The organism is Saccharopolyspora gloriosae (assembly GCF_014203325.1).
In the GTDB taxonomy this organism is placed as follows: Bacteria; Actinomycetota; Actinomycetes; order Mycobacteriales; family Pseudonocardiaceae; genus Saccharopolyspora_C; species Saccharopolyspora_C gloriosae.
On sequence record NZ_JACHIV010000001.1, the window covers coordinates 5,922,664 to 5,945,999 of the forward strand.

At 71.9% G+C, this 23,336-nt stretch carries 20 protein-coding genes and 1 pseudogene; 6 read left to right on the top strand and 15 right to left on the bottom strand.

All coding sequences use genetic code 11. From position 1 onward, the window contains the following. Positions 1-124: 124 nt before the first annotated feature. The 3 genes from BJ969_RS25665 to BJ969_RS25675 form a co-directional block, all read right to left on the bottom strand. Positions 125-1,429 (bottom strand): citrate synthase, encoded by a 1,305-nt coding sequence (locus BJ969_RS25665; RefSeq protein WP_184483173.1) that lies wholly within the window; start codon positions 1,427-1,429, stop codon positions 125-127. Between the two features lie 440 nt (positions 1,430-1,869). Further along, positions 1,870-2,802: a PfkB family carbohydrate kinase gene (locus BJ969_RS25670; RefSeq protein ID WP_184483175.1), complete on the bottom strand. Its 933-nt coding sequence runs from the start codon at positions 2,800-2,802 to the stop codon at positions 1,870-1,872. Positions 2,803-2,894: 92 nt separating this feature from the next. After that, entirely contained in the window at positions 2,895-3,581 is a 687-nt protein-coding gene (locus tag BJ969_RS25675) for a TetR/AcrR family transcriptional regulator (protein ID WP_184483177.1), read from the bottom strand. Positions 3,582-3,783: 202 nt separating this feature from the next. Here BJ969_RS25675 and BJ969_RS25680 point away from each other — a divergent pair, with 202 nt between their 5' ends. After that, complete coding sequence (locus tag BJ969_RS25680) at positions 3,784-4,947, top strand: acyl-CoA dehydrogenase family protein (RefSeq protein WP_184483179.1); 1,164 nt, start codon at positions 3,784-3,786, stop codon at positions 4,945-4,947. 200 nt (positions 4,948-5,147) lie between these two features. Here BJ969_RS25680 and BJ969_RS25685 read toward each other — a convergent pair whose 3' ends face one another. From BJ969_RS25685 to BJ969_RS25730, 10 genes and pseudogenes are all read right to left on the bottom strand, one after another. Further along, entirely contained in the window at positions 5,148-6,068 is a 921-nt protein-coding gene (locus BJ969_RS25685) for an aldose epimerase family protein (RefSeq protein WP_184483181.1), read from the bottom strand. A gap of 203 nt (positions 6,069-6,271) precedes the next feature. Further along, the gene (locus BJ969_RS25690) at positions 6,272-7,666 is read right to left on the bottom strand and encodes an APC family permease (protein ID WP_184483183.1); all 1,395 of its coding nucleotides are present in this window, start codon (positions 7,664-7,666) and stop codon (positions 6,272-6,274) included. A gap of 271 nt (positions 7,667-7,937) precedes the next feature. Beyond that, positions 7,938-9,227 (bottom strand): MFS transporter, encoded by a 1,290-nt coding sequence (locus BJ969_RS25695; RefSeq protein WP_184483185.1) that lies wholly within the window; start codon positions 9,225-9,227, stop codon positions 7,938-7,940. An 828-nt stretch (positions 9,228-10,055) separates the two neighbouring features. Next, entirely contained in the window at positions 10,056-10,718 is a 663-nt protein-coding gene (pdxH, locus tag BJ969_RS25700) for a pyridoxamine 5'-phosphate oxidase (RefSeq protein ID WP_184483187.1), read from the bottom strand. 300 nt (positions 10,719-11,018) lie between these two features. Beyond that, a pseudogene (locus BJ969_RS25705) lies at positions 11,019-11,756 on the bottom strand (urease accessory protein UreD); the annotation flags it as partial. 13 nt (positions 11,757-11,769) lie between these two features. Beyond that, positions 11,770-12,480: an urease accessory protein UreG gene (gene ureG, locus BJ969_RS25710; RefSeq protein ID WP_184483191.1), complete on the bottom strand. Its 711-nt coding sequence runs from the start codon at positions 12,478-12,480 to the stop codon at positions 11,770-11,772. Then, positions 12,470-13,159: an urease accessory protein UreF gene (locus tag BJ969_RS25715; protein ID WP_184483193.1), complete on the bottom strand. Its 690-nt coding sequence runs from the start codon at positions 13,157-13,159 to the stop codon at positions 12,470-12,472. The genes ureG and BJ969_RS25715 overlap by 11 nt, the downstream gene beginning before the upstream one ends. Positions 13,160-13,177: 18 nt before the next feature. Further along, on the bottom strand, positions 13,178-14,905 hold the full coding sequence (locus BJ969_RS25720; protein ID WP_184483195.1) for an urease subunit alpha: 1,728 nt from the start codon (positions 14,903-14,905) through the stop codon (positions 13,178-13,180). Next, the gene (locus BJ969_RS25725) at positions 14,902-15,267 is read right to left on the bottom strand and encodes an urease subunit beta (protein WP_184485804.1); all 366 of its coding nucleotides are present in this window, start codon (positions 15,265-15,267) and stop codon (positions 14,902-14,904) included. Before BJ969_RS25725 ends, BJ969_RS25720 begins: the two co-directional genes overlap by 4 nt. A gap of 103 nt (positions 15,268-15,370) precedes the next feature. Continuing rightward, a complete protein-coding gene (locus BJ969_RS25730) occupies positions 15,371-15,673 on the bottom strand; it encodes an urease subunit gamma (protein ID WP_184483197.1) in 303 nt (100 codons plus the stop codon). Positions 15,674-15,965: 292 nt separating this feature from the next. Here BJ969_RS25730 and BJ969_RS25735 point away from each other — a divergent pair, with 292 nt between their 5' ends. The 5 genes from BJ969_RS25735 (at position 15,966) to BJ969_RS25755 (ending at position 21,344) form a co-directional block, all read left to right on the top strand. Further along, entirely contained in the window at positions 15,966-17,099 is a 1,134-nt protein-coding gene (locus BJ969_RS25735; protein WP_184483199.1) for a citrate synthase 2, read from the top strand. Between the two features lie 123 nt (positions 17,100-17,222). Next, positions 17,223-18,167 (top strand): SEC-C domain-containing protein, encoded by a 945-nt coding sequence (locus BJ969_RS25740; RefSeq protein ID WP_184483201.1) that lies wholly within the window; start codon positions 17,223-17,225, stop codon positions 18,165-18,167. A gap of 283 nt (positions 18,168-18,450) precedes the next feature. Next, on the top strand, positions 18,451-19,590 hold the full coding sequence (serC, locus tag BJ969_RS25745; protein WP_184483203.1) for a phosphoserine transaminase: 1,140 nt from the start codon (positions 18,451-18,453) through the stop codon (positions 19,588-19,590). A 264-nt stretch (positions 19,591-19,854) separates the two neighbouring features. Further along, positions 19,855-20,784, top strand: coding sequence for a septation protein SepH (gene sepH / locus BJ969_RS25750; RefSeq protein WP_184483205.1), 930 nt, complete (start codon positions 19,855-19,857; stop codon positions 20,782-20,784). Positions 20,785-20,882: 98 nt separating this feature from the next. Beyond that, complete coding sequence (locus tag BJ969_RS25755; RefSeq protein ID WP_184483207.1) at positions 20,883-21,344, top strand: nuclear transport factor 2 family protein; 462 nt, start codon at positions 20,883-20,885, stop codon at positions 21,342-21,344. A 271-nt stretch (positions 21,345-21,615) separates the two neighbouring features. Here the strand turns inward: BJ969_RS25755 and BJ969_RS25760 are convergent, their stop codons facing one another. Continuing rightward, positions 21,616-22,236, bottom strand: a complete 621-nt coding sequence (locus tag BJ969_RS25760; RefSeq protein WP_184483209.1) for a DUF2537 domain-containing protein — start codon at positions 22,234-22,236, stop codon at positions 21,616-21,618. Further along, entirely contained in the window at positions 22,233-23,039 is an 807-nt protein-coding gene (locus BJ969_RS25765) for a TrmH family RNA methyltransferase (protein WP_184483212.1), read from the bottom strand. Before BJ969_RS25765 ends, BJ969_RS25760 begins: the two co-directional genes overlap by 4 nt. Between the last annotated feature and the right edge of the window lie 297 nt (positions 23,040-23,336).

The window sequence follows — 23,336 nt, forward strand, 5'->3', positions numbered from 1 at the left end:
GAGCGGGCCGATACCCGCCGCGGCCGGAGCCGCTAGGACGATTCAGCTTTCGATTCAGCTCCGCCGAAGACGAGTCCCGTCGAGCCCGCACGGCTCGCGGGGCGCGCCCGCCGGCGGCGCGGGCTCAGCGCTCGCCGATGGACCGGTAGGAGCGCTCCGCCTCGCCGGTGTAGACCTGGCGCGGGCGGCTGATCTTGCGGGCCGGGTCCTCCAGCATCTCCCGCCAGTGCGCGATCCAGCCGGGAAGGCGGCCGAGCGCGAACAGGACGGTGAAGTACTTCGTCGGGAAGCCCATCGCCTTGTAGATCAGGCCGGTGTAGAAGTCGACGTTCGGGTAGAGCTTGCGCTCGACGAAGTAGTCGTCGGCCAGCGCCTTCTCCTCCAGCTTGAGCGCGATCTCCAGCAGCGGGTCGTTCGCGCCGAGCTTGCCCAGCACCTCGTCCGCGGTCTTCTTGATGATCGCGGCGCGCGGGTCGTAGTTCTTGTAGACCCGGTGCCCGAAGCCCATCAGCTTGACGCCGGGCTCCTTGTTCTTCACGCGCTCGACGAACGAGTCGACGTCACCGCCGTTGGCGTGGATGCCTTCCAGCATCTCCAGCACCGCGCTGTTCGCACCGCCGTGCAGCGGGCCGAACAGGGCGTTGATGCCCGCGGAGATCGAGGCGAACAGGTTCGCCTCCGAGGAGCCCACCATGCGCACCGTGGACGTGGAGCAGTTCTGCTCGTGGTCGGCGTGCAGGATGAACAGCAGGTCGAGGGCGCGGGTCAGCGCCGGGTCGACCTCGTAGGGCTCGGCGGGGAACCCGAAGGTCATCCGCAGGAAGTTCTCCACCAGGCCCAGCGAGTTGTCCGGGTACAGGAACGGCTGGCCGACGGACTTCTTGTAGGCGTAGGCCGCGATGGTGGGCAGCTTCGCCAGCAGGCGCACCGTGGAGAGCTCGACCTGGTTCTGGTCGAACGGGTCCAGGCTGTCCTGGTAGAAGGTCGACAAGGCGGAGACCGCCGACGACAGCACCGGCATCGGGTGCGCGTCGCGGGGGAAGCCGTCGAAGAACTGCTTGAGGTCCTCGTGCAGCAGGGTGTGCCGCTGGATGCGGTCGGCGAACTCGTCGTACTGCGCCTGCGTGGGCAGCTCGCCGTAGATCAGCAGGTAGCTGACCTCGATGAAGTTCGACTTGGCGGCCAGCTCTTCGATCGGGTAGCCGCGGTAGCGCAGGATGCCCGCGTCACCGTCGATGTAGGTGATGTCGGACTTGCAGGCCGCGGTGTTGACGAAACCCGGATCGAGCGTCACCAAACCGGTCTGCGACAGCAGCTTCCCGAGATCAACACCGGCGGAGCCTTCGGTCGGCTCCGTCACCTGCATTTCGTGCTCGCCACCGTCGTAGCGCAGCGCGACGGTACGTTTGGCGGTCGCGTCGTCGGGCATTCGGGAACCTCTCGCGCTCGTGATGGGGGCTGGCGCTCCGCCGACGACTGCGCACTTCCCGGCACCGCAGTGCTCGAGCAGCGTGGTCGGTCGCGCGCGTGCGCCGGTCGGGGGTTTCCGGACCGCCGCAGCACCACCCCGTTGGGGTCCTGTCACGTGCCACGCTAGACCGCTCCAGGCCCCTCGCGCAGCAATCGTGTTAGCCCTTTTGGGCAGGTGGGACCACGATCACATCACCGATCAGCCCGGACGCCGGGTGCCCGGCACCCGACTGCCGCAACCGGCCCTCCGGCGCTGCTCCTCCGGCGCCGCCGCGGCGCGGACCGGTGATCCACCGCCTCGCACCCGCGTCCGGAATGCCCGAACCGCAGGCCCCGGCGCTCCCGGGCGCGGCGGAGCTGCCCGCGGAGAACGCCGGGGCCTGCGGTTGCGGGCCGGTGTCAGACGAGTTCGGCGGAGGTGGGAGGTTCCGCTCCGGGACGGGAGACGGTGATGGCCGCCGCGCGGGCGGCGAAGCCGAGCGCCTCGCGCCACTGGTCGTGGGTCAGGCCGCGCACCGCCTCCGGGGAGAGCGCGTCGGCGCGGTGCAGCCAGGCGAGCAGCGCCGCGTGCACCGTGTCCCCGGCGCCGATGGTGTCGGCGACCTGGGCGCGCACGCCGGGCACCTCGACGAGCTCACCGTCCCCGACCAGTGCCGTGAGCCCGTCCGCGCCCTTGGTGAGCACCAGGCCCGCCGGTCCGGCCTGCTGCCAGCGGCGCAGCGCCGACTGCAGGTCCTCGTCCCCGGCCAGCCACTCCGCGTCCTCCACCGACAGCTTCAGCAGGTGCACCGACGGCAACCAGCTCTCGAAGCGCTTGCGGTAGGCGGCGGGGTCGGCGATCAGGTCGGCGCGGATGTTCGGGTCCAGCGCCACGAACCGGCCGCGCTCGGCCTCCCGGAACAGCACCGCCTCGTAGGTGGTCGCGCCCGGCTCCAGCACCATGCCGAGCGTGCCGAACGAGACCGCGGTGACCTCGTCGGACAGCGGCCCGGGGTCGGCCACGAAGCGCGCGGCGGTCCCCTCCGTGTGGAAGCTGTAGCGCGCGGAGCCGTCCTCGCTGAGGCCGACCACGGCCAGCGTCGTCGGCTCCGGCCCGCGCCGGACGAGGTCCGTGCTCACCCCGGAGTCGACCAGCCGCTCCAGCAGCTTGTCGCCGAACTGGTCGGTGGACAGGGTGGCGTGGAAACCGGCGGGCACGTCGAGCCTGCCCAGTGCGATCGCCACGTTGTACGGGCCGCCCCCGAGGCGGGGGTGCAGCGGCCCCAGTTCGCCGCCTGCCGTGGCGGAGTCCGGGACGAGGTCGACGAGGGCCTCTCCACCGATGACGATCACGATTCCTCCGTGCTGGGTGCTGACGTGCTGAACTTCCGTTCCGGCCGGGGCCGGACACCGCGCCCGCGGCATCGCCGCCGGCCGGTCGGGGATCACGGACCAGTGTGCTCCGCGACAAGTGGGGTGATCCGTGAATCGTCGGCGACCGGTTCGAACAGGCCGCCCATCAGGAACTGGGACAGTTCGGCGAAGGCCTCCGCGTCGGTGAGGCCGGTGCGTTCGGCGATCTCGCCGCGCTGGATGGCGCCGATGGTGCCGCTGACCATTTCGGCGACGAAGGCGGCGTGGACCTCGCGGAACACGCCGTCGCGGACGCCGTCGCGGATGTAGCGGCGCATGTTCTCGGCGGCGGCGCGGGCGTTGGCCTGGTAGGTCGCGCTGGTGGCGGCGTTGGCGGCCATGTCGGCGATGAACCGCCGCGACGCCGGGCGCAGCTGTTCGGCGGCGGCGTCGAGGTAGGCGCGCATCCGGGCGCGCACATCGGTGACCTCGGCGACGGAGCGCTCGATCCCGGCGGTGGCGTTCTTGAAGAACTGCCCGACGACCCGGACCGCGAGCTGCTCCTTGCTGCCCGCGAGCGTGTAGAGCGTCGACTTCGAGCAGTGCAGGCGGGCGGCCAGGTCGTCGAGGGTGAAGCGGGCGAACCCCTCCTCCAGGAACAGCGCGCACAACCGGTCGAGCAGGTCGGCGCGGCGTTGTTCCTGGGTGCGCGCGGTGCCGCGGCGGGCCGCTCCGGCGGTCGCCTGGTCGGCGCGCGCGGCCGGGTCGGGGGCGTTCATGCGCACGAGACTGCCACAGCGCGGGACCTCGGTGGGTCTCCGGGCCTGGCGCGAAACGGACATCGACAGTACTCTGACGAGTCCTGCAGTACTGCTATCAGTACCGTTGATCCATCCCGGTGTTCGCGACCCGCGGACCCGTTCGACGCGAACCACCACCCCGGCTCGCCTCCCACCTCGGTTCCGCCCAAGGAGCGCCACCATGGCCGTCGACCGCCTCTTGCCCAGCCAGGAAGCCACCGACCTGCTCGAGCTGACCGCGGAGATCGCCCGCGACGAGCTCGCCCCCGCCGCCGCGAGCGCCGAAGAGCAGGAGCGCTTCCCGCGCAAGGCGTTCCAGCTGCTCGGCGCCTCCGGCCTGCTCGGCCTGCCCTACCCGGAGGAGCACGGCGGCGGCGCCCAGCCCTACGAGGTCTACCTCCAGGTGCTCGAAGAGCTCAGCAGCGCCTGGATGACCGTCGGCGTCGGCCTGTCCGTGCACACCATGTCCTGCTACCCGCTCGCCCACCACGGCACCGCGCAGCAGCGCGAACGCTGGCTGCCGGAGATGATCGGCGGGGAGCTGCTCGGCGGCTACGCGCTGTCCGAGGCGCACGCCGGTTCCGACGCCGCCGCGCTGAGCACCCGCGCCGAGCGCGACGCCGACGACTACGTCGTCACCGGCAGCAAGTCGTGGATCACGCACGGCGGCGTGGCGGACTTCTACACCCTGATGGCGCGGACCTCCGACGACGGGCCGCGCGGCATCAGCTGCCTGCTCGTCGACGGCGGCACGCCGGGGCTGTCGGCGGCACCGCCGGAACGCAAGATGGGCCTCACCGGCTCCCCCACCACGGAGCTGCGGTTCGAAGGCGCCCGAGTACCGGCGGAGCGGCTCATCGGCGACGAGGGCCAGGGCTTGTCCATCGCGCTGGACGCCCTCGATTCCGGCCGGCTCGGCATCGCCGCCTGCGCCGTCGGGCTCGCCCAGGGGGCGCTGGACCTCGCCGTGGACTACGCGCGGCAGCGCACGCAGTTCGGGAAGGCGATCATCGAGTTCCAGGGCGTGGAGTTCCTGCTCGCCGACATGGCCGCCGCCGTGCAGTCCGCCCGCGCCGCCTACCTGGACGGGGCGCGGCGACGCGACGCGGGCCGGCCGTTCGGGATGCAGGCGTCGGTGGCGAAGCTCGTCGCCACCGACGCCGCGATGAAGGTGACCACCGACGCGGTGCAGGTCCTCGGCGGCGCGGGCTACACCCGCGACTTCCCCGCCGAGCGCTACATGCGCGAAGCGAAGGTCCTCCAGATCTTCGAAGGCACAAACCAGATCCAACGCATGCTCATCGCCCGCCACGTTCGATCTTGTTCTGCTCGGGTGTCCGGGTAGCGGAACCTCAGCTGTCTTCTCGCTGCGGGATCTTTTTCCCAAGTGGCTCCGCCACGAGGGAAAAAGCTGTCCTCGCGAGAAGACAGCTGAGAACCCGCCGGTGGTCCGGCTGCGTGCGTGGTCGCTGCTCAGCGGCTCCGCCGCTGACAAGACAATGCCTGCCTGGCGCGCGGCTTACCGAGGTCGGACGAGCGAGCCGCTCAGAACGGACGCAGGCCCCACTGCGCTATCCAGTCCTCGCCGGGGGCGAGGGTGATGAGGTCGGTGCCGGAGTTGAGGGCGTCCGGTGGGCAGGTCATGGGTTCGATGGCGACGGCCCGGCCGCGGCCGGGGAACTCGTCGTTCGTGTAGACCTGCACCCACTTGAACACCGGGTCCGCCCACAGCTCCACGCCGTGCCCCGAGGGGTCGGTCAGCGAGTGCCGGACCAGGGAGTCGCCGGGCGCGGGGACGGCGCCGCCGAAGGCGGTGTCCAGCAGCACGCCCGCCAACCTGCGACCGCGGCGGAAGTCCTGCTCGTCGCCTTCCAAGGCGCGCGGCGGGCGCACCGGCAGCAACCGCTCCGGGTCCACCGGCAGCACCGTCGCCGCCGCCAGCCGCAACGTGCAGTCGTCGGTCTCGGCCAGCCCGGCGCGCGGGTACGGGTGCACGCCGACGCCGAACGGGACGGCGCGCTTGCCCAGGTTCTCCACGGTGTGCGTGACGGTCAGCCCGGCATCGTCCAGGGCGTAGCCGATGGAGGTCAGCAGCGGCACCGGCCAGCCCGGCTGCGCAGGGACCATCGCGTGCAGCACGATCGTCGACTCGGCGTGCTCCACCACCGTCCAGGCTGTGTGCCGGAGCAGGCCGTGGATGGCGTTGTGCCGCTCGGGTTCGGTGAGCGCGAGCTGCTGCGGCTCCCGCTCCAGGGTCCACGTGCCGTCGGCGACCCGGTTCGGCCACGGCACCAGCACCGCACCGGCGCCGCCAGGCGGGCGCTCGTCGGCGTCGTAGGTCTCGGAGTACGCCACCCCGTCGACGTCGTAGGAGCGCAGCGCGGCGCCGACCTCGGTGACCACGGCGCGCGCGGCGCCGTGCACGATCTCGAACTGCCTGCCGGTGGCCGCGACTGGATCATTCACACCGACCACTCTAGAACGTGCGCGCCGCGGCCGTGGCCGACGCGAAAAAGCCCCGCCCCGCGGGTTTTCACCGCGGGACGGGGCTTCGGGGTCCTTCCAGAATGATCTTCTGATCGGTGTCTCGTCAGCGGCGAAGCCGCTGAGGTTCCGCTGAGCGACCCGCTGCGCAGGTCATTCTGAAAGGACTCCTTCGGCGAGACCGGTTACTTGGCCAGCTTGTCCGGGTCGAAGTCGACGCGGCCGGCGATCAGCCGGTTCACGCCCCAGAACACGACGCCGATGAGCAGCAGGGCCCCTGCGACCAGGTATTCGGCGACGGGACGGCCCGACAGCGGGCTCGCGAAGAACAGGCACAGCACGGCGCCCAGCGCCGGAATCCACGTCGGGGCCTTGAAGTGCTTGTGCTCCACGACGTCCTTGCGCAGCACCAGGACCGCGACGTTGACGATGGCGAACACGACCAGCAGCAGCAGCGAGGTGGTGCTGCCCAAGTCCTCGATCTCCAGCAGGCTCACCAGGACCACGGCCAGGATGCTGGTGAACAGGATCGCGACCCACGGCGTCTGCCGGGAGCGGTGCACGCGGCCGAACACCGACGGGATGATCCGCTCGTTCGACATGCCGTAGACGAGGCGGCTGGCCATCAGCATGTTGATCAGGGCGGTGTTGGTGACCGCGAACAGCGCGATGATGGAGAACAGGATCGGCGGGAACCACGGCGCGGCGGCCTTCACGACCAGCAGCAGCGGCGCGTCGGTCGCCGCGAGCTCGTCAGTGGGCACCAGCGTCGAGGTGATCACCGCGATGATCAGGTAGATGGCGGCGGTGATGGACAGGCCGAGCAGCAGCGCGCGCGGGAAGACCTTCGCCGGGTTGCGGGTCTCCTCGGCCATGTTCACCGAGTCCTCGAAGCCGACCATCGCGAAGAACGCCAGCGCGGTCGCCGAGGTGACGGCCAGCAGCGGGCTGGACTCGGGGTTGAACTCCAGCAGCCTGCCCGGGTCCGGCGCGACCGCCGGGTCATTGGAGCCGCTGATCAGCGCGTAGGCGCCGAAGAGGATGACCAGCAGCAGCCCGCCGAGCTCCACGCAGGTCAGCACCACGTTCATCTTCACCGACTCGCCCACGCCCCTGAAGTTGATCAGGGCCAGGACGATCAGGAAGGCCAGCGCGACGACGATCGCGGCCGGACCCACGCTGGGGAAGATCTCCTCCAGGTAGTTGCCGCTGAACGCCTGCGCCGCGGAGGCGGCGGAAGTGATGCCGGAGCACATCACGGCGAACGCGATGATGAAGGTGATGAAGTGGATGCCGAACGCGCGGTGCACGTACAGCGGCGCGCCACCGGCCTTCGGGTACTTGCCCACCAGCTCCAGGTAGCTGCACGCGGTGAGGAACGCGACCACGAAGGCGACCACGAACGGAATCCACAGCGCGCCGCCGACCTTGCCTGCGACCTTGCCGGTCAGGGAGTACACCGTGGTGCCGAGGATGTCTCCCACCACGAAGAACAGGAGCAGTTTCGGCCCCATGACCTGCTTCAGGCCGGGCTGCGCACCGTCGGGCGCCTCGTTGTCCATGGTCGTGTCGTTGGCCATGGCAGGAAAGTGTGCCGGTTCAGCTGGGGCGATCTTGGGGCACCCCTGGTAGAACGCCTGCGCCACCGGACGCACCGGGTGCGGCCGAATGTCGCAGTGACAGTCCGCGGCCTGCGCTTTTCACGTCGCGCGGTGATCGGATCGCCGACCCGATCGGCAGATTCCGCGGCCGGATCGGAACCGGACCGTCACCGCCTCCCGCAGCACCGCGCGTTCGCTGCTCCGATCCGGTGAGATCGCGGGCCGCTCCGCGACGGCCGCCGCAAGAGGGTCAGGCCGTCGGCGCCCGGTACCGCCAGAACGCGGGGATCAGCAGCGCCGCGGCGAGCGCGCACACCACGACGAGCACGCCGCCCGCGGCGATGGTGGCCTGCGCGCCGATCGCCGCGCCCCCGCTGCCGTGCAGCACGTCCGCGAGCCGCGGGCCGCCCGCGACGACGACGGTGAACACGCCCTGGATGCGCCCGCGCATCTCGTCGGTCGCCGCCGCCTGCAGCATCGAACTCCGGTAGACCATGCTCACCAGGTCCGCTCCGCCGCCGATGGCGAGGAACAGCACCCCGAGCCACAGCGAGTCCGCCAGCCCGAACCCGATGATCGCCACGCCCCACACGAGCACGCCGATGGTGACGCCGACGCCGTGGCGCAGGATGCGGTGCAGCCAGCCGGACAGCACCCCGAACACGAAGGCGCCCAGCGGGATCGCCGCGTACAGCCAGCCCAGCGCCGCGCCGCCGCCCGGCGGGTCGCCGTAGACGCGCTCGGCCAGTTCGGGGAACAGGGCGCGCGGCATCCCGAACACCATCGCGATGATGTCCATCAGGAACGACGCGAGCAGCACCGGGTGCGTGGCGAGGTAGCGGAACCCGTCGATGACGGAGCGCAGCCCGGCCTTCGTCGGCGCCCCTTCCAGCGGCGGCAGCGCGGGCAGCCGGAACACCGCCCACACCGCGACGGTGAGCGCGAGCGCGTCCACCAGGTACAGCACCGACAGCCCGAGCAGCGGCAGCAGGACACCGGCCAGCAGCGGCCCGACGACTGATCCGAGCTGGAACACGGTGGAGCCCAGCGCCTGCGCCGAGGGCAGCAGCGGGGCCGGAATGATCCGGGCGATGGCGGCGCTGCGCGTCGGCATGTTCACGGCGAAGCAGGTCTGCTGCAGCGCGAACAGCACCAGCACCAGCCACACCGAACCGGTGCCGCTCGCGGCCACCAGCCACAGCAGGATCGCGGTCGCGGCGAGCCCGCTGTTGGTGACCAGCAGCAGCTTCCGGCGGTCCACGATGTCGGCGACGGCGCCGCCCCAGAGGCCGAACACCAGCAGCGGCACCAGGCCGAAGATCCCCGCGAGGCCCACGTAGGCGGAGTTGCCGGTGAGGTCGTAGAGCTGCTTGGGCACCGCGACAGCGCTGAACTGCGCCCCGACGGAGGTGACGATGCTGGAGGTCCACAGCCGCCGGTACGCCGGGTACTGCAACGGCCGGGTGTCGAGGACGACCTTGCCGAGCACCGATCGCCAAGATCGCCGGGTTTCCGTAGCGCGCCCGCTGTCCTCGTCCACGAAGGGCCACCCTAGCCATGAGCCTGGCTAAAGAAACCATCCGTTGTGACGCACCCGACGCCCCGCACCACCATCCAGGTGAACCCCCGAACCCACTCCCCCCAGCACGCCCACCCCAAGCCGAACAGGGCCAGCGGCCGAAAACCAAGCACCACAAGAAAAACCGAACCCACCCGCCCGGGAGGCCGTGCCTCCCAGCAGCAAAACCACCCCGCCTCACGACCGAAACCCACACCTAGCGGCGAAGCCGTGCCTCGCGACCGAAGGCCGCGCAGTGGGCGAGCGAACCCACGCATGCGTAGCGGCCATGCCCCGCGGCAAGGCCGTGCAACGAACGGCGAAACAAGCCTGCTCAGCACCGAAGGCCGCGCCGAGCGGCAAAACCGTGCAGTGAACGGCGAAGCCGTGCTTGCCTAGCGGCGAAGCCGCGCCTTGGGCGGGCGATAGCCACGCCTGCCTCGCGGCCGAAGGCCGTGCCGTGCGGCGAAGCCGTGCCTTGGGCGGCGAAGCCACGCCTGCCTTGCGGCCGAAGGCCGTGCCTGTATTCGCGCAGCGAATAGCCCACGTCCAAAAGCCGCCCACCCGCGGGTTCTCAGCGGCTTCCTCGCGAGGACAGCTTTTTCCCTCGTGGCGGAGCCACTCGGGAAAAAGATCCCGCAGCGAGGAAGCCGCTGAGGTTCCGCTAAGCGACCACCAAAGCAGAACGAGCCGTGGAAGCACTCAGTGAACCCGGCATTCCACGCACCACAGCAACCACACGCCCAAACCGGGGAAGGCCTTAAAACCCGACGCCACACGCCAAGCCGAACCCGGCTCCACAACCGCGGCTCACGGAGCCAACCGCTCCACGGACCAGCGTTCGTCGTTGCGGCGGAAGCGGAGCCGGTCGTGCAGCCTGTCGGGCCGCCCTTGCCAGAACTCCACGGCTTCGGGCCTGATCCGCCAGCCGCCCCAGTGCGGCGGCACCGGCACCTTCTCGGCGTCGGCGAAGCGGCGTTCGATGCCGTTGAGCGAGGACTGCAGCGCGTCGCGCCCGGTCACGACGCGGGATTGCGGCGAGGCCCACGCGCCGAGCTGGGAGCCGCGCGGGCGCACCGCCCAGTATTCGGCGGTCTCGTCGCTGCTGACCTTCTCGACGGTGCCGCGCACGTTGACCTGGCGTTGCAGCGTGAGCCACGGGAAGGTCGCGGCGGCGACGCGGGTCGCGGTGAGGTCGTGGCTCTTCGACGAGGTGTAGTTGGTGAAGAAGACCACCCCGCGTTCGTCGAATCCTTTGCACAGCACGGTGCGCGAGGAGGGGAATCCGTCGGCGTCCGCCGTCGCGAGCACCATCGCGTTGGGCTCCGGCACCTCCGACCGGACGGCCTCGTCGAACCAGATCCGCAGCTGTTCGTGCCAGGTGTCGGCGAGCAGGCCCTCCTGCAGGGAGCCAGCCTCGTAGGACACCCGCATGGACGACAAAGTGCCGGTGCTCACGGTGCTTTCGGACATCCGTCATTTCCTCCCTGACCCGACTGGTGTGCCTGTTGATCGGCGGCGCCGGAGGATACGAGCCGAACCGGTCGGCGCGGCAACCGCGGTGCGCCACGGGCACCGCTATGACGGTAAACGGCTTGGGAACGCACGCCGAACCGGTCGAAACGTCACGATCGATCCCGCAAACGATGCAGTGACGGCGAGCACACTCGAATGGCAGCAGGTTCAGGGCCGGTTCGTCCGGTTCCGTGCGGGCGCGCTGACCGCGATGTCGCCGTCCGGGTTGTCATCCGACGCTTCCGGGGGTTGCACTGCTGCTTCCGGGTGGTGTTGGAGTGCTCGGGTGAGTCTGCGCCGCGCGGTGACGACGTCGGCGGCGAGCGCGGTCGCGAGCGCTCCCCCGGCGGGCAGCGGCACCAGGGACCACCACGGGCCGCTGCTCGGGGTGGCCGGATCGGTGCCGCCGAGCAGGGTTTCGGTGCCGAGCACGCGGGCGCCCGCGAGGTGACCGGCGCTGTCCGCGAGCGGTCCGGGCCCGAGGTCGAGGTGCTGGCGCAGCAGCGGCACGCCGTCGCGCACGAGGTCGGTGGTGGTGCGCAGCTCTCCGGATGGTTCGCCGTGCCTGCCGAGCACGAGCACTTCGCGGCAGCGCAGCCGGGCGTCGGCGGCGAGGTCGGCGCGGAACGCGGCGCGGTGCTCGGCGCGGGCGGTCACGACGGTCGTTCCGGGCCGGTAGTCCACGCTGCCGCCGGCGCCGATCTCCATCCGCACGTCGGCGCTGCTGGCTCCGCCGCACCGGCCGGGCAGCGCGACGGTGGCGGCGGTGCCGCGCAGCTGCAGCCGCGCGCCGGGTCCGATGTGGACGCGCAGCCGCAGTTCGTCCCCGCCGAGCGGGGCGGCCGCCGAGCTCACCAGGTGCACGATCGCCCCGTCCGCGCCTGCGACGGCCGCGCGCCGGTGCACCAGCGTCAGCGGGGCCGCGCAGCGCAGTTCCCGCACGACGCTGCGGCCGCGCGCGTCGAGCTCCACCCGCAGCACCGCCGAGGCCTTCACCGCGAGCCCCGCCTCACCGGGGGTCCTGGCCGGGACCGCCGAGCCGCGCCCGGACCCAGGCGGAGACGTCCGGGGCGTTCGGGGTCTCGGTGAGCGATTGCGCGATCACCGGCAGCTCGCCGCGCATCCGGTGCGCGTCGGCGAGCATCACCGCCATGTCGGCGCCGACGCGCTCGGCGAGGTCCACCTTGTTGATCACGAGCAGGTCGGCGGTGGTGACGCCGGGGCCGCCCTTGCGCGGCACCTTGTCCCCGCCCGCGACGTCCACGACGAAGATCTGGTCGTCGGCGAGGCCGCGGCTGAACACGGCGGTGAGGTTGTCCCCGCCGCTTTCCACGATGACCAGTTCCAGTCCCGGGTGCCGGTGTTCGAGGCGTTCCACCGCGTCGAGGTTCGCGGTGATGTCGTCGCGGATCGCGGTGTGCGGGCACGCCCCGGTCTGCACGGCCTCGACGCGGTCCGGGTCGAGCACCCCGGCGGAGCGCAGGAAGTCGGCGTCCTCGGTGGTGTAGATGTCGTTGGTGACCACCGCGAGCCGCACTTCGGCTCCGAGCGCCCGGCACAGCGCGGCGGTGAGCGCGGTCTTGCCGCTGCCGACGGGGCCGCCGATGCCGAGCCGGAACGGCCGGCCGAGGCGGCTCACCGCGGCGTGCGGGTCGGGTCCGGCGGAGGCCGGGTCGAAGTCGACCTCGTGGGTGTGCCCGTGGCCGTGGTCAGGAGGCAAAGAGACGCACCTCTTCCTGGTGGTGGCGGTCGTGCGATTCGGCGAGCAGGTCCAGCGCGGGCGAGCCCGGCGCGGGCAGGTCGGCCGGGTCGGCCCCGGCGGTCGACGCCGCGGTGTCGGCGATGCCGGCGATGTCGGCGGCGAAGTCGGCGACGACGGCGTTCACGGCCATCGGGTCCAGGCCCAGCAGCCGCACGCCCGCCGAGGACGGTCCGCTGATGGCGAGGTACCCGGCGGTCAGCGCCGCTTCGCGGGGCGCGGCTCCGGCGGTGGCCGCCAGCACGCCCAGCACGATCGGGTGGTGCGGGCGCGGGGTCGCGGCGATCAGGTCGTCCAGCGCCGCCGACGGCCACGCCACCGTCCCGGACCGCACGGTGCCCCGCCCTTGCGCGCGGGAGGCCGCGCGCTGGGCCGGGGAGGGGGTGCGCGCGTCGAGCTCCGCGTCCAGCACCGCCCAGTGCCCGCGGGGAACGGCGCGGTGCGCGGCGTGGGCCGCGGCGGCGGCGAACACCGCCTGCACCGCGCCCGCGCCGCGCAGCCTGCCGTGCAGGAACTCGCGCAGGCTCGGCACGTCGGTGAGCAGTCCGCGCGCGGCGGCCTCCTCCACACCGCCGGAGTGCACGTGGCCGCCGCCGGGGAACCGCGCGTCGGCGAGCGCCAGCACCGCGAGTCCCGTCATCCGCCGCCTCCGATCAGGTCAGAACAGGAAGTACCGCTGGGCCATGGGGAGTTCGCGCACCGGCTGCGGTTCCACCAGATCACCGTCGATGCGCACCGCGAAGCTGTCCGGGTCCACCTCGATGTCCGGGGTGGCGTCGTTGAGCAGCATCGACGCCTTCGTCACCTGCCGCGTGCCGCGCACCGCGACGAGTTCCCGCTCCAGCCCGAGCCGGTCGCCGAGCCCGGAGTCCACGGCCTCCGGCGCCACGAAGTGCACACCGGCGCGAGCGGCGGCCCGGCCCGCCGCACCGAACATGGGGCGCCCGAGCACGGGCTGCGGCGTGGGGATCGAGGCGTTCGCGTCACCCATCTGCGCCCACGCGGGGAAGCCGCCCTTGAACACCACGTCCGGCCGGACGCCGAAGAACTTCGGTTCCCACAGCACGAGGTCGGCGAGCTTGCCCACTTCGACCGAGCCCACCAGGTGGTCGATGCCGTGCGCCCGCGCCGGGTTGATCGTGTACTTCGCGAGGTAGCGCCGGGCGCGCAGGTTGTCGGCGGCGCCGTCGCCGGGCAGCGGGCCGCGCCGGTCCTTCATCACGTGCGCCGTCTGCCAGGTCCGCACGATCACTTCGCCGATGCGCCCCATCGCCTGCGCGTCCGAGCTGATCATGGAGATGGCGCCGAGGTCGTGCAGCACGTCCTCGGCGGCGATGGTGCTCGGCCGGATCCGGCTCTCCGCGAACGCCAGGTCCTCCGGCACCGCCGGATTCAGGTGGTGGCACACCATCAGCATGTCGAGGTGCTCGTCGATGGTGTTCACCGTGTGCGGCCGGGTCGGGTTCGTCGAGGACGGCAGCACGTTCGCGGCGGCGGCGACCCGGATGATGTCCGGCGCGTGCCCGCCGCCGGCGCCTTCGGCGTGGTAGGCGTTGATGGAGCGGCCGTTGATCGCCGCGAGCGTGGACTCCAGGAATCCGGTCTCGTTGAGCGTGTCGGTGTGGATCGCCACCTGCACCCCGGAGCGTTCGGCGCAGCGCAGCGCGGCGTCGATCACCGCGGGCGTGCAGCCCCAGTCCTCGTGCAGCTTCAGCCCGCCCGCCCCGGCTCGCAGCTGCTCGTCGAGGGCGTCGCCGCGCACGGTGTTGCCCTTGCCGAGCAGCAGCAGGTTCACCGGCGCCTGCTCCAGCGCGGTGAGCATCCGGCCGAGGTTCCACGCGCCCGGCGTGACCGTGGTGGCCTTGCTGCCCTCGACCGGGCCGGTGCCGCCGCCGATGAGCGTGGTGAGCCCGGAGGCGATGGCGGTGTCGATCTCCTGCGGGCAGATGAAGTGCACGTGGCAGTCCACCCCGCCGGCGGTGAGGATCTTGCCGCCGCCGCCCACGACCTCCGTGGACGGCCCGATGACCAGCGCCGGATCCACCCCGTCGGTGATGTCCGGGTTGCCCGCTTTGCCGATGCCGACGATGCGCCCGTCGCGCACGCCCACGTCGGCCTTGACCACGCCCCAGTGGTCCAGCACCACGACTCCGGTGATCACCAGGTCCGGGGTGCCTTCGGCGCGGGTGGCCGCGGATTGGCCCATCGACTCGCGGATCACCTTGCCGCCGCCGAACACGGCTTCCTCGCCTGATCCGGCGGGCCCCGTGCTGCGGTCCTCGGTGACCTCCACCAGCAGATTCGTGTCGGCGAGCCGGATCCGGTCGCCGGTGGTGGGCCCGAACAACTCCACGTAGCGGGCGCGGTCCACGGACGGAGTGCTCACGCGTTGCCCTCCCCCACCGCGCCGTAGCCGGGATCGCCGGGCGCGGCGTCGCGCGCGTCCAGCTCCCCCGCGTACTCCTTGCGCAGCCCGCGCACGATCCGCGCGCCGCCGATCGGCACCAGGTCGACCTCCCGGTCCACGCCGGGTTCGAACCGCACCGCGGTGCCCGCGGGCACGTCCAGCCGGTGCCCCCACGCGGCCTCCCGGTCGAACGACAGACCGGAGTTGGCCGCGGCGAAGTGGTAGTGCGAGCCGACCTGCACGGCCCGGTCCGCGGTGTTCACCACGACCAGCCGCACGCGTGGGCGGCCGGGGTTCAGCGGCACCGGCTCGGCACCGGGCAGCACCTCTCCCGGGATCACGGGATCCGGCATGACGCCTCCCTGCTCATCGAGAACGACTCGGGCCCGGACCGCGGGCCCGCACGGCCCACGTCGAGGAGCCGACCACCAGCGCGGAACGCCCCTACGAGATCGGGTCGTGGACGGTGACCAGCTTGGTGCCGTCGGGGAAGGTGGCCTCGACCTGCACGTCGTGCAGCATCTCCGGCACGCCGTCGAGCACCTGGTCGGCGCGGAGCACGTCGCGCCCGGAGCGCATCAGCTCGGCGACGCCGCGCCCGTCCCGCGCGCCCTCCACGACGTGGTCGGTGATCAGCGCGACCGCTTCCGGGTGGTTCAGCCGCAGGCCCCGGTCCAGGCGTTCCCGCGCGAGCCGCGCGGCCAGGTGGACGAGGAGCTTGTCTCGCTCGTGCGGGGCAAGGTGCATGACACCTCTGTAGCACGGTCACCCGAACGCCGAGTGCCGATCAGCGCGGGAATTGATCCTGGTTAACACCCTTTTCGCGGGATTGTCACAACCGTCCCGCACCGGAGGCCGTGTGATCTTCGCCATCGGGACCGTCCGCACCGATTGCCTCCGCCCGCGCGCCGGGTGCAGTGTTACCGGCACAGCACAGGCTGCGACCGATCGCATTCGTGCTCATGCACCCCGCCACGTCCCGCCGAGCGCCGCAGCGCGCCCGGCCATCCGAACGACTCAACGAGGAGACGAGGCAATCATGGGCACCAGCACAGGCGGCTCCGACTTCCGCCCCGGCCTGGAAGGCGTCGTCGCGTTCCAGACCGAGATCGCCGAACCCGATCGGGACGGCGGCGCGCTGCGCTACCGCGGCGTCGACATCGAGGACCTGGCGGGCAAGGTCTCCTTCGGCGACGTGTGGCAACTGCTGGTCGACGGCCGCTTCGGCCGGGGCCTGCCGGACGCCGGAACCGCCGAGCTGCCGGTGCGCACCGGCGACGTGCGCGCCGACGCGCAGGCCGCGATCGCGATGCTCGCGCCCGCGCACGGGTTCGAGCCGCTGCTGGACATCACCGAGGACACCGCCCGCGACCAGCTCGCGCTGACCACGACGCTCGGACTGTCCTACGTGGCCCAGTCCGCTCGCGGCACCGACCTGCCCGCCGTGCCGGCGGCACGCGTCGCCGAGGCCGCGACCCTCACCGAAGCGTTCCTCACCCGCTGGCGCGGCGAACCCGACCCGGCCCACGTGCAGGCGCTGGACGCCTACTGGGTGTCGGCGGCCGAGCACGGCCTCAACGCCTCCACCTTCACCGCCCGCGTCATCGCCTCCACCGGCGCCGACGTGGCGGCCAGCCTCTCCGGCGCGGTCGGCGCCATGTCCGGTCCGCTGCACGGCGGCGCTCCGGCGCGGGTGCTGCCGATGCTGGCCGAGGCCGAGCGCACCGGCGACGCCCGCGGGGTCGTCGAGTCCATCCTGGACCGCGGCGAGCGGCTGATGGGCTTCGGCCACCGCGTGTACCGCGCGGAGGACCCGCGGGCGCGGGTGCTGCGCAACACCTGCGAGCAGCTCTCCGCTCCGCGCTACGAGGCCGCCGCCGAGCTGGAGCGCGCCGCGCTGTCGGTGCTGCGCGAGCGGCGCCCGGACCGGCCGATCGAGACGAACGTGGAGTTCTGGGCGGCGGTGATCCTGGACTTCGCCCAGGTGCCGACCGAGATGATGCCCGCGATGTTCACCTGCGCCCGCACCGCGGGCTGGTCCGCCCACGTGCTGGAGCAGCAGCGCACCGGCCGCCTGGTGCGCCCGTCCGCGCAGTACGTCGGCCCGGAGCCGCGCTCGCCGCAGCACGTCGAGGGCTGGGACTCGGTCAAGTTCCTGCCGGTCGCGGTCTGATCCCGCCCTCCGGCCGCGCGGGGCTCGTGCGGAGTTCGCCCTCCGCACGAGCCCGCGGGAACGCTCCGTGACGGAGCGGCGGCGCCCTGTCACTACGCGTATCGATCTCGGTACAGTGGCGGCATGAGCGGGGACAGCAGCCGCGAGGCCGCCATCGCGCGGGCCGAGGAACTCGAAGCGGACGCCGAGCACAGCGGCGAACGCACCGATGACCTGGTCGAAGCCGCGAGCTACTGGCGCAACGCGCACGAACCGGATCGGGAACGCGCCGCGCTGCTGGCCGCGATCGACGCCGACTCCGGTGATTCGCTGTTCGACCCGCGCGCCACCTACGCCGAGATGCTGATGCGGCGCGGCCAACGCGCCGAAGCCGACGCGCTGCTCAACGAGCTCATGGACGATCTCACCGCCCGCGAGCACACCTACATCGCCGCCTCCACCGCCTACCAGCACGCCGGGGACACGGCGGCGGCGTTGCGCTGGCTCCACATCGGCATCGGCCGCCTGATCCCGGACGTGACCGACCCCGATGCCGATCTCGGCGTCGACGACCCGGGCGTGGAGCTGCTGCGCATGCGGCGCGAGATCCGCACCGGTCTCGGCGAGCAGCCCGACGACCTCGACCGCGCGCTGGACATGATCTCCGACGCGGCGTTCGACCGGGACCTCTCCGAGGCGTTCTTCGAGGAGGTCGCGGACCGGCACGACGTGGTCGTGCTGCACTGGCCGGCCGACGCCCTCGCCGAACTCCGCAGCCGCGAACCGGAGCTGCCCCTCCCCCAGGACCACGACGCGCACCTGCTGGAACTGCAGCGCGAGATGCTGCTCGCCGACCGCGACGGCAAGCGCGCGACCGTCGTGGACGGCTCCGCCGACGGCTACGCCGCGTTCTGCGCCGAGGTCGACCTGCCCACCGGTGCCGCGGGCTCCCTGGAGCAGTACCGGACCGATCTGCTGCTGCGCGGCGAATGGCGCAGCTGGCCGCCGGAGCGCAACGCTGCGTGCTGGTGCGGATCGGAGCGCAAGTACAAGAAGTGCTGCGGCGCACCCGGCCGCACCGATGCCTGAAATGCCTGGTCACACGGCCTAGTTTCGATCACCTGAAGGTCCGGTTGCTGGCCAAAGCGCCTCCCGCGCAGTAAGTTGCCAAGCGGCTCAGGCACCTGCGGCGCACCCGGAAATTCACCTTTCCGACCCGTAGCCGCAACACGCACCGAGCCCTGAACCGGCAACGGCGCCGGTCACCGAGGCGACCGGGGGTCCGCCGAACCCCATCGTCCCCACGCAGGCGTTCCCCGGGAGCGGGGCACCCGTGCGACAAGCCGACTCGACAACACCCGGAGGCGCCGGAATGACGCAGGCCGAAACCGACCCGACCACCTTGAAGCTGCCCAGCGAGCTCAGCCCGTCCGACGGCCGCTTCGGCTGCGGCCCGTCGAAGGTCCGCGACGAGCAGCTCGCCCGGCTCGCCTCCGACGGCGCCGCCGTGATGGGCACCTCGCACCGGCAGAAGCCGGTCAAGGCACTGGTCGGACGGGTCCGCGAAGGCTTGGGCCAGCTGTTCTCGCTGCCCGAGGGCTACGAGGTCGTGCTCGGCGTCGGCGGCACCACCGCGTTCTGGGACGCCGCGACGTTCGGCCTGGTGCGGGAGAAGTCGCTGCACCTGACCTACGGCGAGTTCTCCCAGAAGTTCGCCAAGGCCACCAAGGGCGCGCCGTTCCTGGCCGACCCGGTCGTCGTGTCCGCCGACCCCGGTGACGCCCCGGCTCCGGTCTCCGACCCGAGCGTCGACCTGATCGGCTGGGCGCACAACGAGACCTCCACCGGCGTGATGGTGCCGCCGACCCGCCCCGCGGGTTCGGAGCAGGCGCTGATCGCGGTCGACGCGACCTCGGGCGCGGGCGGGCTCCCGTTCAACGCCGCCGACGTGGACGTCTACTACTTCGCGCCGCAGAAGTCCTTCGCCTCCGACGGCGGGCTGTGGCTCGCCGCGATGAGCCCGGCCGCGATCGAGCGGATCGGCGAGATCGGCGCTTCGGACCGCTGGGTGCCGGAGTTCCTGTCGCTGCCGACCGCGCTGGACAACTCCCGCAAGGACCAGACCTACAACACGCCCTCGGTGGCGACGTTGTTCCTGCTCGCCGACCAGATCGACTGGATGAACTCCCAGGGCGGCCTGGACTGGTGCTCGGCGCGGACCCGCGAGTCCTCGCAGCGGCTGTACCAGTGGGCGGAGGCCTCCAGCTATGCCACGCCGTTCGTGCAGGACCCGGCGAAGCGCTCGCAGGTCGTGGTCACGCTCGACTTCGACGACTCGATCGACGCCGCCGCGATCGCCAAGGCGCTGCGCGCGAACGGCATCGTGGACACCGAGCCGTACCGCAAGCTGGGCCGCAACCAGCTGCGGGTCGGCACCTTCCCCGCGATCGAGCCGGACGACGTCACGGCGCTGACGAAGTCCATCGACTGGGTGGTCTCTCAGCTTTCCTGAGCGCGGCGCGCCTGTCTCACGAGGTCGCCCGCGCACCATGGCGACCGGCACATCCGTGTCACCCGAACTGGCTGTTGATCACTTGCTGTGATCGGAATAGTGGTCGGATTTCGCCAAGTGTTCGCATGTCGACCGCTATTCAGGCAAGATCGGGTAGGGAGAGGATGGTCACGAAGCGACACCGAACCCGGCGTGGCTCCTCCGTCAAGAGGGCACGCCGGGTTACGGTCACAGCTTGGTGACAACGACCGGGGAGGCTGGCGTATGCGCGCGCTGCGGGTTGTCGGGCTTGATGAGGACGGTGAGACCGTCATCTGTGAAGACCCCGAGAACGGCGACCGTTTTTCGGTGCCCGCCGACGAACGGCTACGTGCCGCCGCGCGCGGTGACCTGACCCGTCTCGGCCAGGTGCAGATCGAGATGGAGGCGCAGATGCGCCCCCGCGAGATCCAGGCCCGGGTGCGCGCGGGCGCCTCGGTCGAGGACGTCGCCACCGCCGCCGGCATCCCGGAGCAGCGGGTGGAGCGCTACGCCTACCCGGTGCTGCTGGAGCGCGCGCAGATCGCCGAGCGCTCGCAGCGCGCCCACCCCGTCCGCGAGGACGGCCCCGACGTGCAGACCCTCGGCGAGGTCGTCGCGCACACCTTCGGGATGCGCGGGCACGACTTCACCGACGCGAACTGGGACGCGTGGCGCGGCGAGGACGGCAAGTGGGTCGTCCGGCTGCACTGGCAGGCCGGTCGTTCCGAGAACCACGCGCACTGGGTGTTCCACCCGGGTGCGCACGGCGGCACCGTCGCGCCGCTCGACGACCACGCGGTGGACCTGCTGGACCCGTCGCCGAACCGCCCGCTGCGGACGGTCCGGCCGGTGACGGCGCTGGCCCGCGAGGCCCTGGAACTGGACGAGTCCGAGGAGGAAGCGGTCGAGGACGAGGCCGCCACCCCGCCTCCGCCGGCACCGCCGAAGCAGGCGAGCCCGGTGATCCCGTCCCTGGACCTCGAACCGACTCCCGCGCCGTCCGAACCGGAACCGGAGCAGTCGGCACCGCTGGCCGAGCAGGCCGGTGAGGACGACCTGGAAGCGGTGGAGGACGAGGCCGCGCGCAAGACCGAACCGGCGCGCAGGCGCAAGAACCACCCGATGGTCCCGTCCTGGGAGGACGTCCTGCTGGGAGTGCGCTCCCACCGTTGACGCACGTGCGCGAGGCCCCTTCGCCGACGGCGGTGCCGTCCGGAGGGGCCTTTCGCGTGTGCGCGCTCGACCGCCGCGACAGCCTGGAGGAGATCGCCATGTCCGAGCCCCGTCCGCCGTTCCCGCCCTTCGACGAGGAGACGGCGGCGCGGAAGGTCCAGGCCGCCGAGGACGCCTGGAACACCCGCGATCCGCACCGGGTCAGCCTCGCGTACACGCCGGATTCGGTCTGGCGGAACCGGGACACCTTCGTCACCGGCCGCGAGGAGATCGTCGCGTTCCTCACCGCCAAGTGGGAGCGCGAACTGGACTACGCGCTGCGCAAGAGCCTGTGGAGCTTCACCGGTGATCGCATCGCGGTCCGGTTCCAGTACGAGTGCCGCGATCACGACGGCCAGTGGTGGCGCAGCTACGGCAACGAGCTGTGGGAGTTCACCGGCACCGGCCTGATGCGCCGCCGCGAAGCCAGCATCAACGACGTCCGCATCACCGCCGCCGAACGCCGCTGGTTCGGCCCCCGCCCAGCAGACCAGCACGGCGAAGACATCCCGCTCGCGTGAGGCGTCAGGGCCTGCCGGACCGGGAGGCTGCCTTTGATCTCGTCGTTGCGGCCGGGCAGGGTTCTTGATCCCTGTCTTGTCAGCGGCGAAGCCGCTGAGCAGCGACCCAGCACGCAGGTCGACCACCCGCGGGTTCTCAGCGGTTTCCTCGCGAGGACAGCTTTTTCCCTCGTGGCGGAGCCACTCGGGAAAAAGATCCCGCAGCGAGGAAACCGCTGAGGTTCCGCCACCCGCCCCACCTGGCAAGCCGAGTCGACGATTCCGATCTCGATCAGCCCAGCAAGGAGAGCAGCAGTGCCAGCCAGGCTAAGAGGACTCCGCCGGCTGCTCCGAAGGCGACCCAGCGCCAGACGGGGACTCGCCTGCCCAGCCAGATCGACGGGGCGAAGCCGCCGACCACGACGGCGTTGACCAGCAGCGCCAGCACCAGGCTCACCTCGGCCAGGCCGCGGCTGACCACCACCAGCGAGACCGTCACGATCGCGGCGATCACCACGCTGATCGTGATCCCGGTGGCCCACGGCACCGGTTCCGGCGGTCCGTCGGCGGGTGCCGCCCGGCGGACCCGGCTCATCCGGCCGCGGGAGGGGTCCCAGTAACCGACCTCGCCGCCGGTCTCGGCGGCGAGCCGCGCCGCGAGCTGACGGCCGCGGCGCGACATCAGGACCGCGGAGGTCTCGCCGGAGATGTCCTGGTCCGGCGGCACCGTGTGCACCACGTGCGCCCACTCGTGCAGGTCTTCCACCAGCGTCGAGGGCAGTGCGAGCCGCGCCGGGTCGTACTCGTGGACGGCTCGCCGCTCCTGATCCTCGGTCGCGGCTCGGTTGACGAGCACGGCGCGTCCTCGGCGCACCCGCAGTTCCCACCGCGAGCGCTGCGCTGCTCGGGTCATCGTGCTCCGCTCATCGCGTGGAACACGATCGCACCGGCGGTGGCGACGTTGAGCGAGTCCACTTCGGGGTTCATCGGGATGCGCACCGGCAGGTCCGCGGCGGAGATGGTGTCCTCCGCCAGGCCGGGCCCTTCCGAGCCGAGCAGCACCGCGACGCGGCCCTGGTCGAGCCCGGCGTCCCGCAGCGAGGCGGCCGTGGCGCGCGGCGTGAGCGCGGCGATCCGGTAGCCGTGCTCGGTGAGCGTCCGCAGCCCGCCGGGCCAGGCGTCGAGGTGCGCGAACGGGACGCGCAGCACGTGACCCATGGACACCCGGATGCTGCGCCGGTAAAGCGGGTCCGCGCAGCCCCCGCCGAGCAGGATCCCGTCGATGCCGAGCGCGGCGGCGTTGCGGAACAGCGCGCCCAGGTTCTCGTGGTCGCCGACCCCTTCGAGCACCGCGAGCCTGCGGGAGCCGCTGATCAGCTCGTCGGCGTCGACGGTGTGGGCGCGGTCGGCGACGGCGAGCACGCCGCGGTTGAGGTGGAAGCCGACGATCCGGCTCATCACGTCCGCGGACACCTCGTACGCGGGCACGTCGACGCCGGTGAGGTGGTCGGCGAGCGCGTCGAGGCGCTTGCGGACGCCGAGCAGCGCGCGCACCGGGTACGGGGAGTCGAGCAGTCGTTCGACGACCACGGTGCCTTCGGCGATGACCAGGCCGCGGCCACCGGGGCGGTCCGGGCGGCGGTCGGCGGTGGCGAGGTCCCGGAAGTCGTCGACCCTCGGGTCGTCGACGTCGGTCACCTCGTGCACGCGTGCCACGCGTGCATTTTGGCATTCCGCATCGCCCCGGCCGGAACGGTGTCGCGATCTTGCCGGGCCGCGGCCCGTGATGATCGAGCTCACAACGGTCGGGTGTGGGCGCTGGGCATAACGGGGACTCCCACATTGTTAGTTGCAGAGAGCAAACTGTCGTCGTCGCCCGTCTCGTTCCGGAGGCCCGGGCGACGCCCGGAACTCTGAGGCGTCCGGCTCGCCCGCGAGCGATCGCGACGCGGTGAGGCGGTTCGCAGGTGGCGTGCCGGGGGGCGCCCACCACCGACCGCACTCGCACCGATT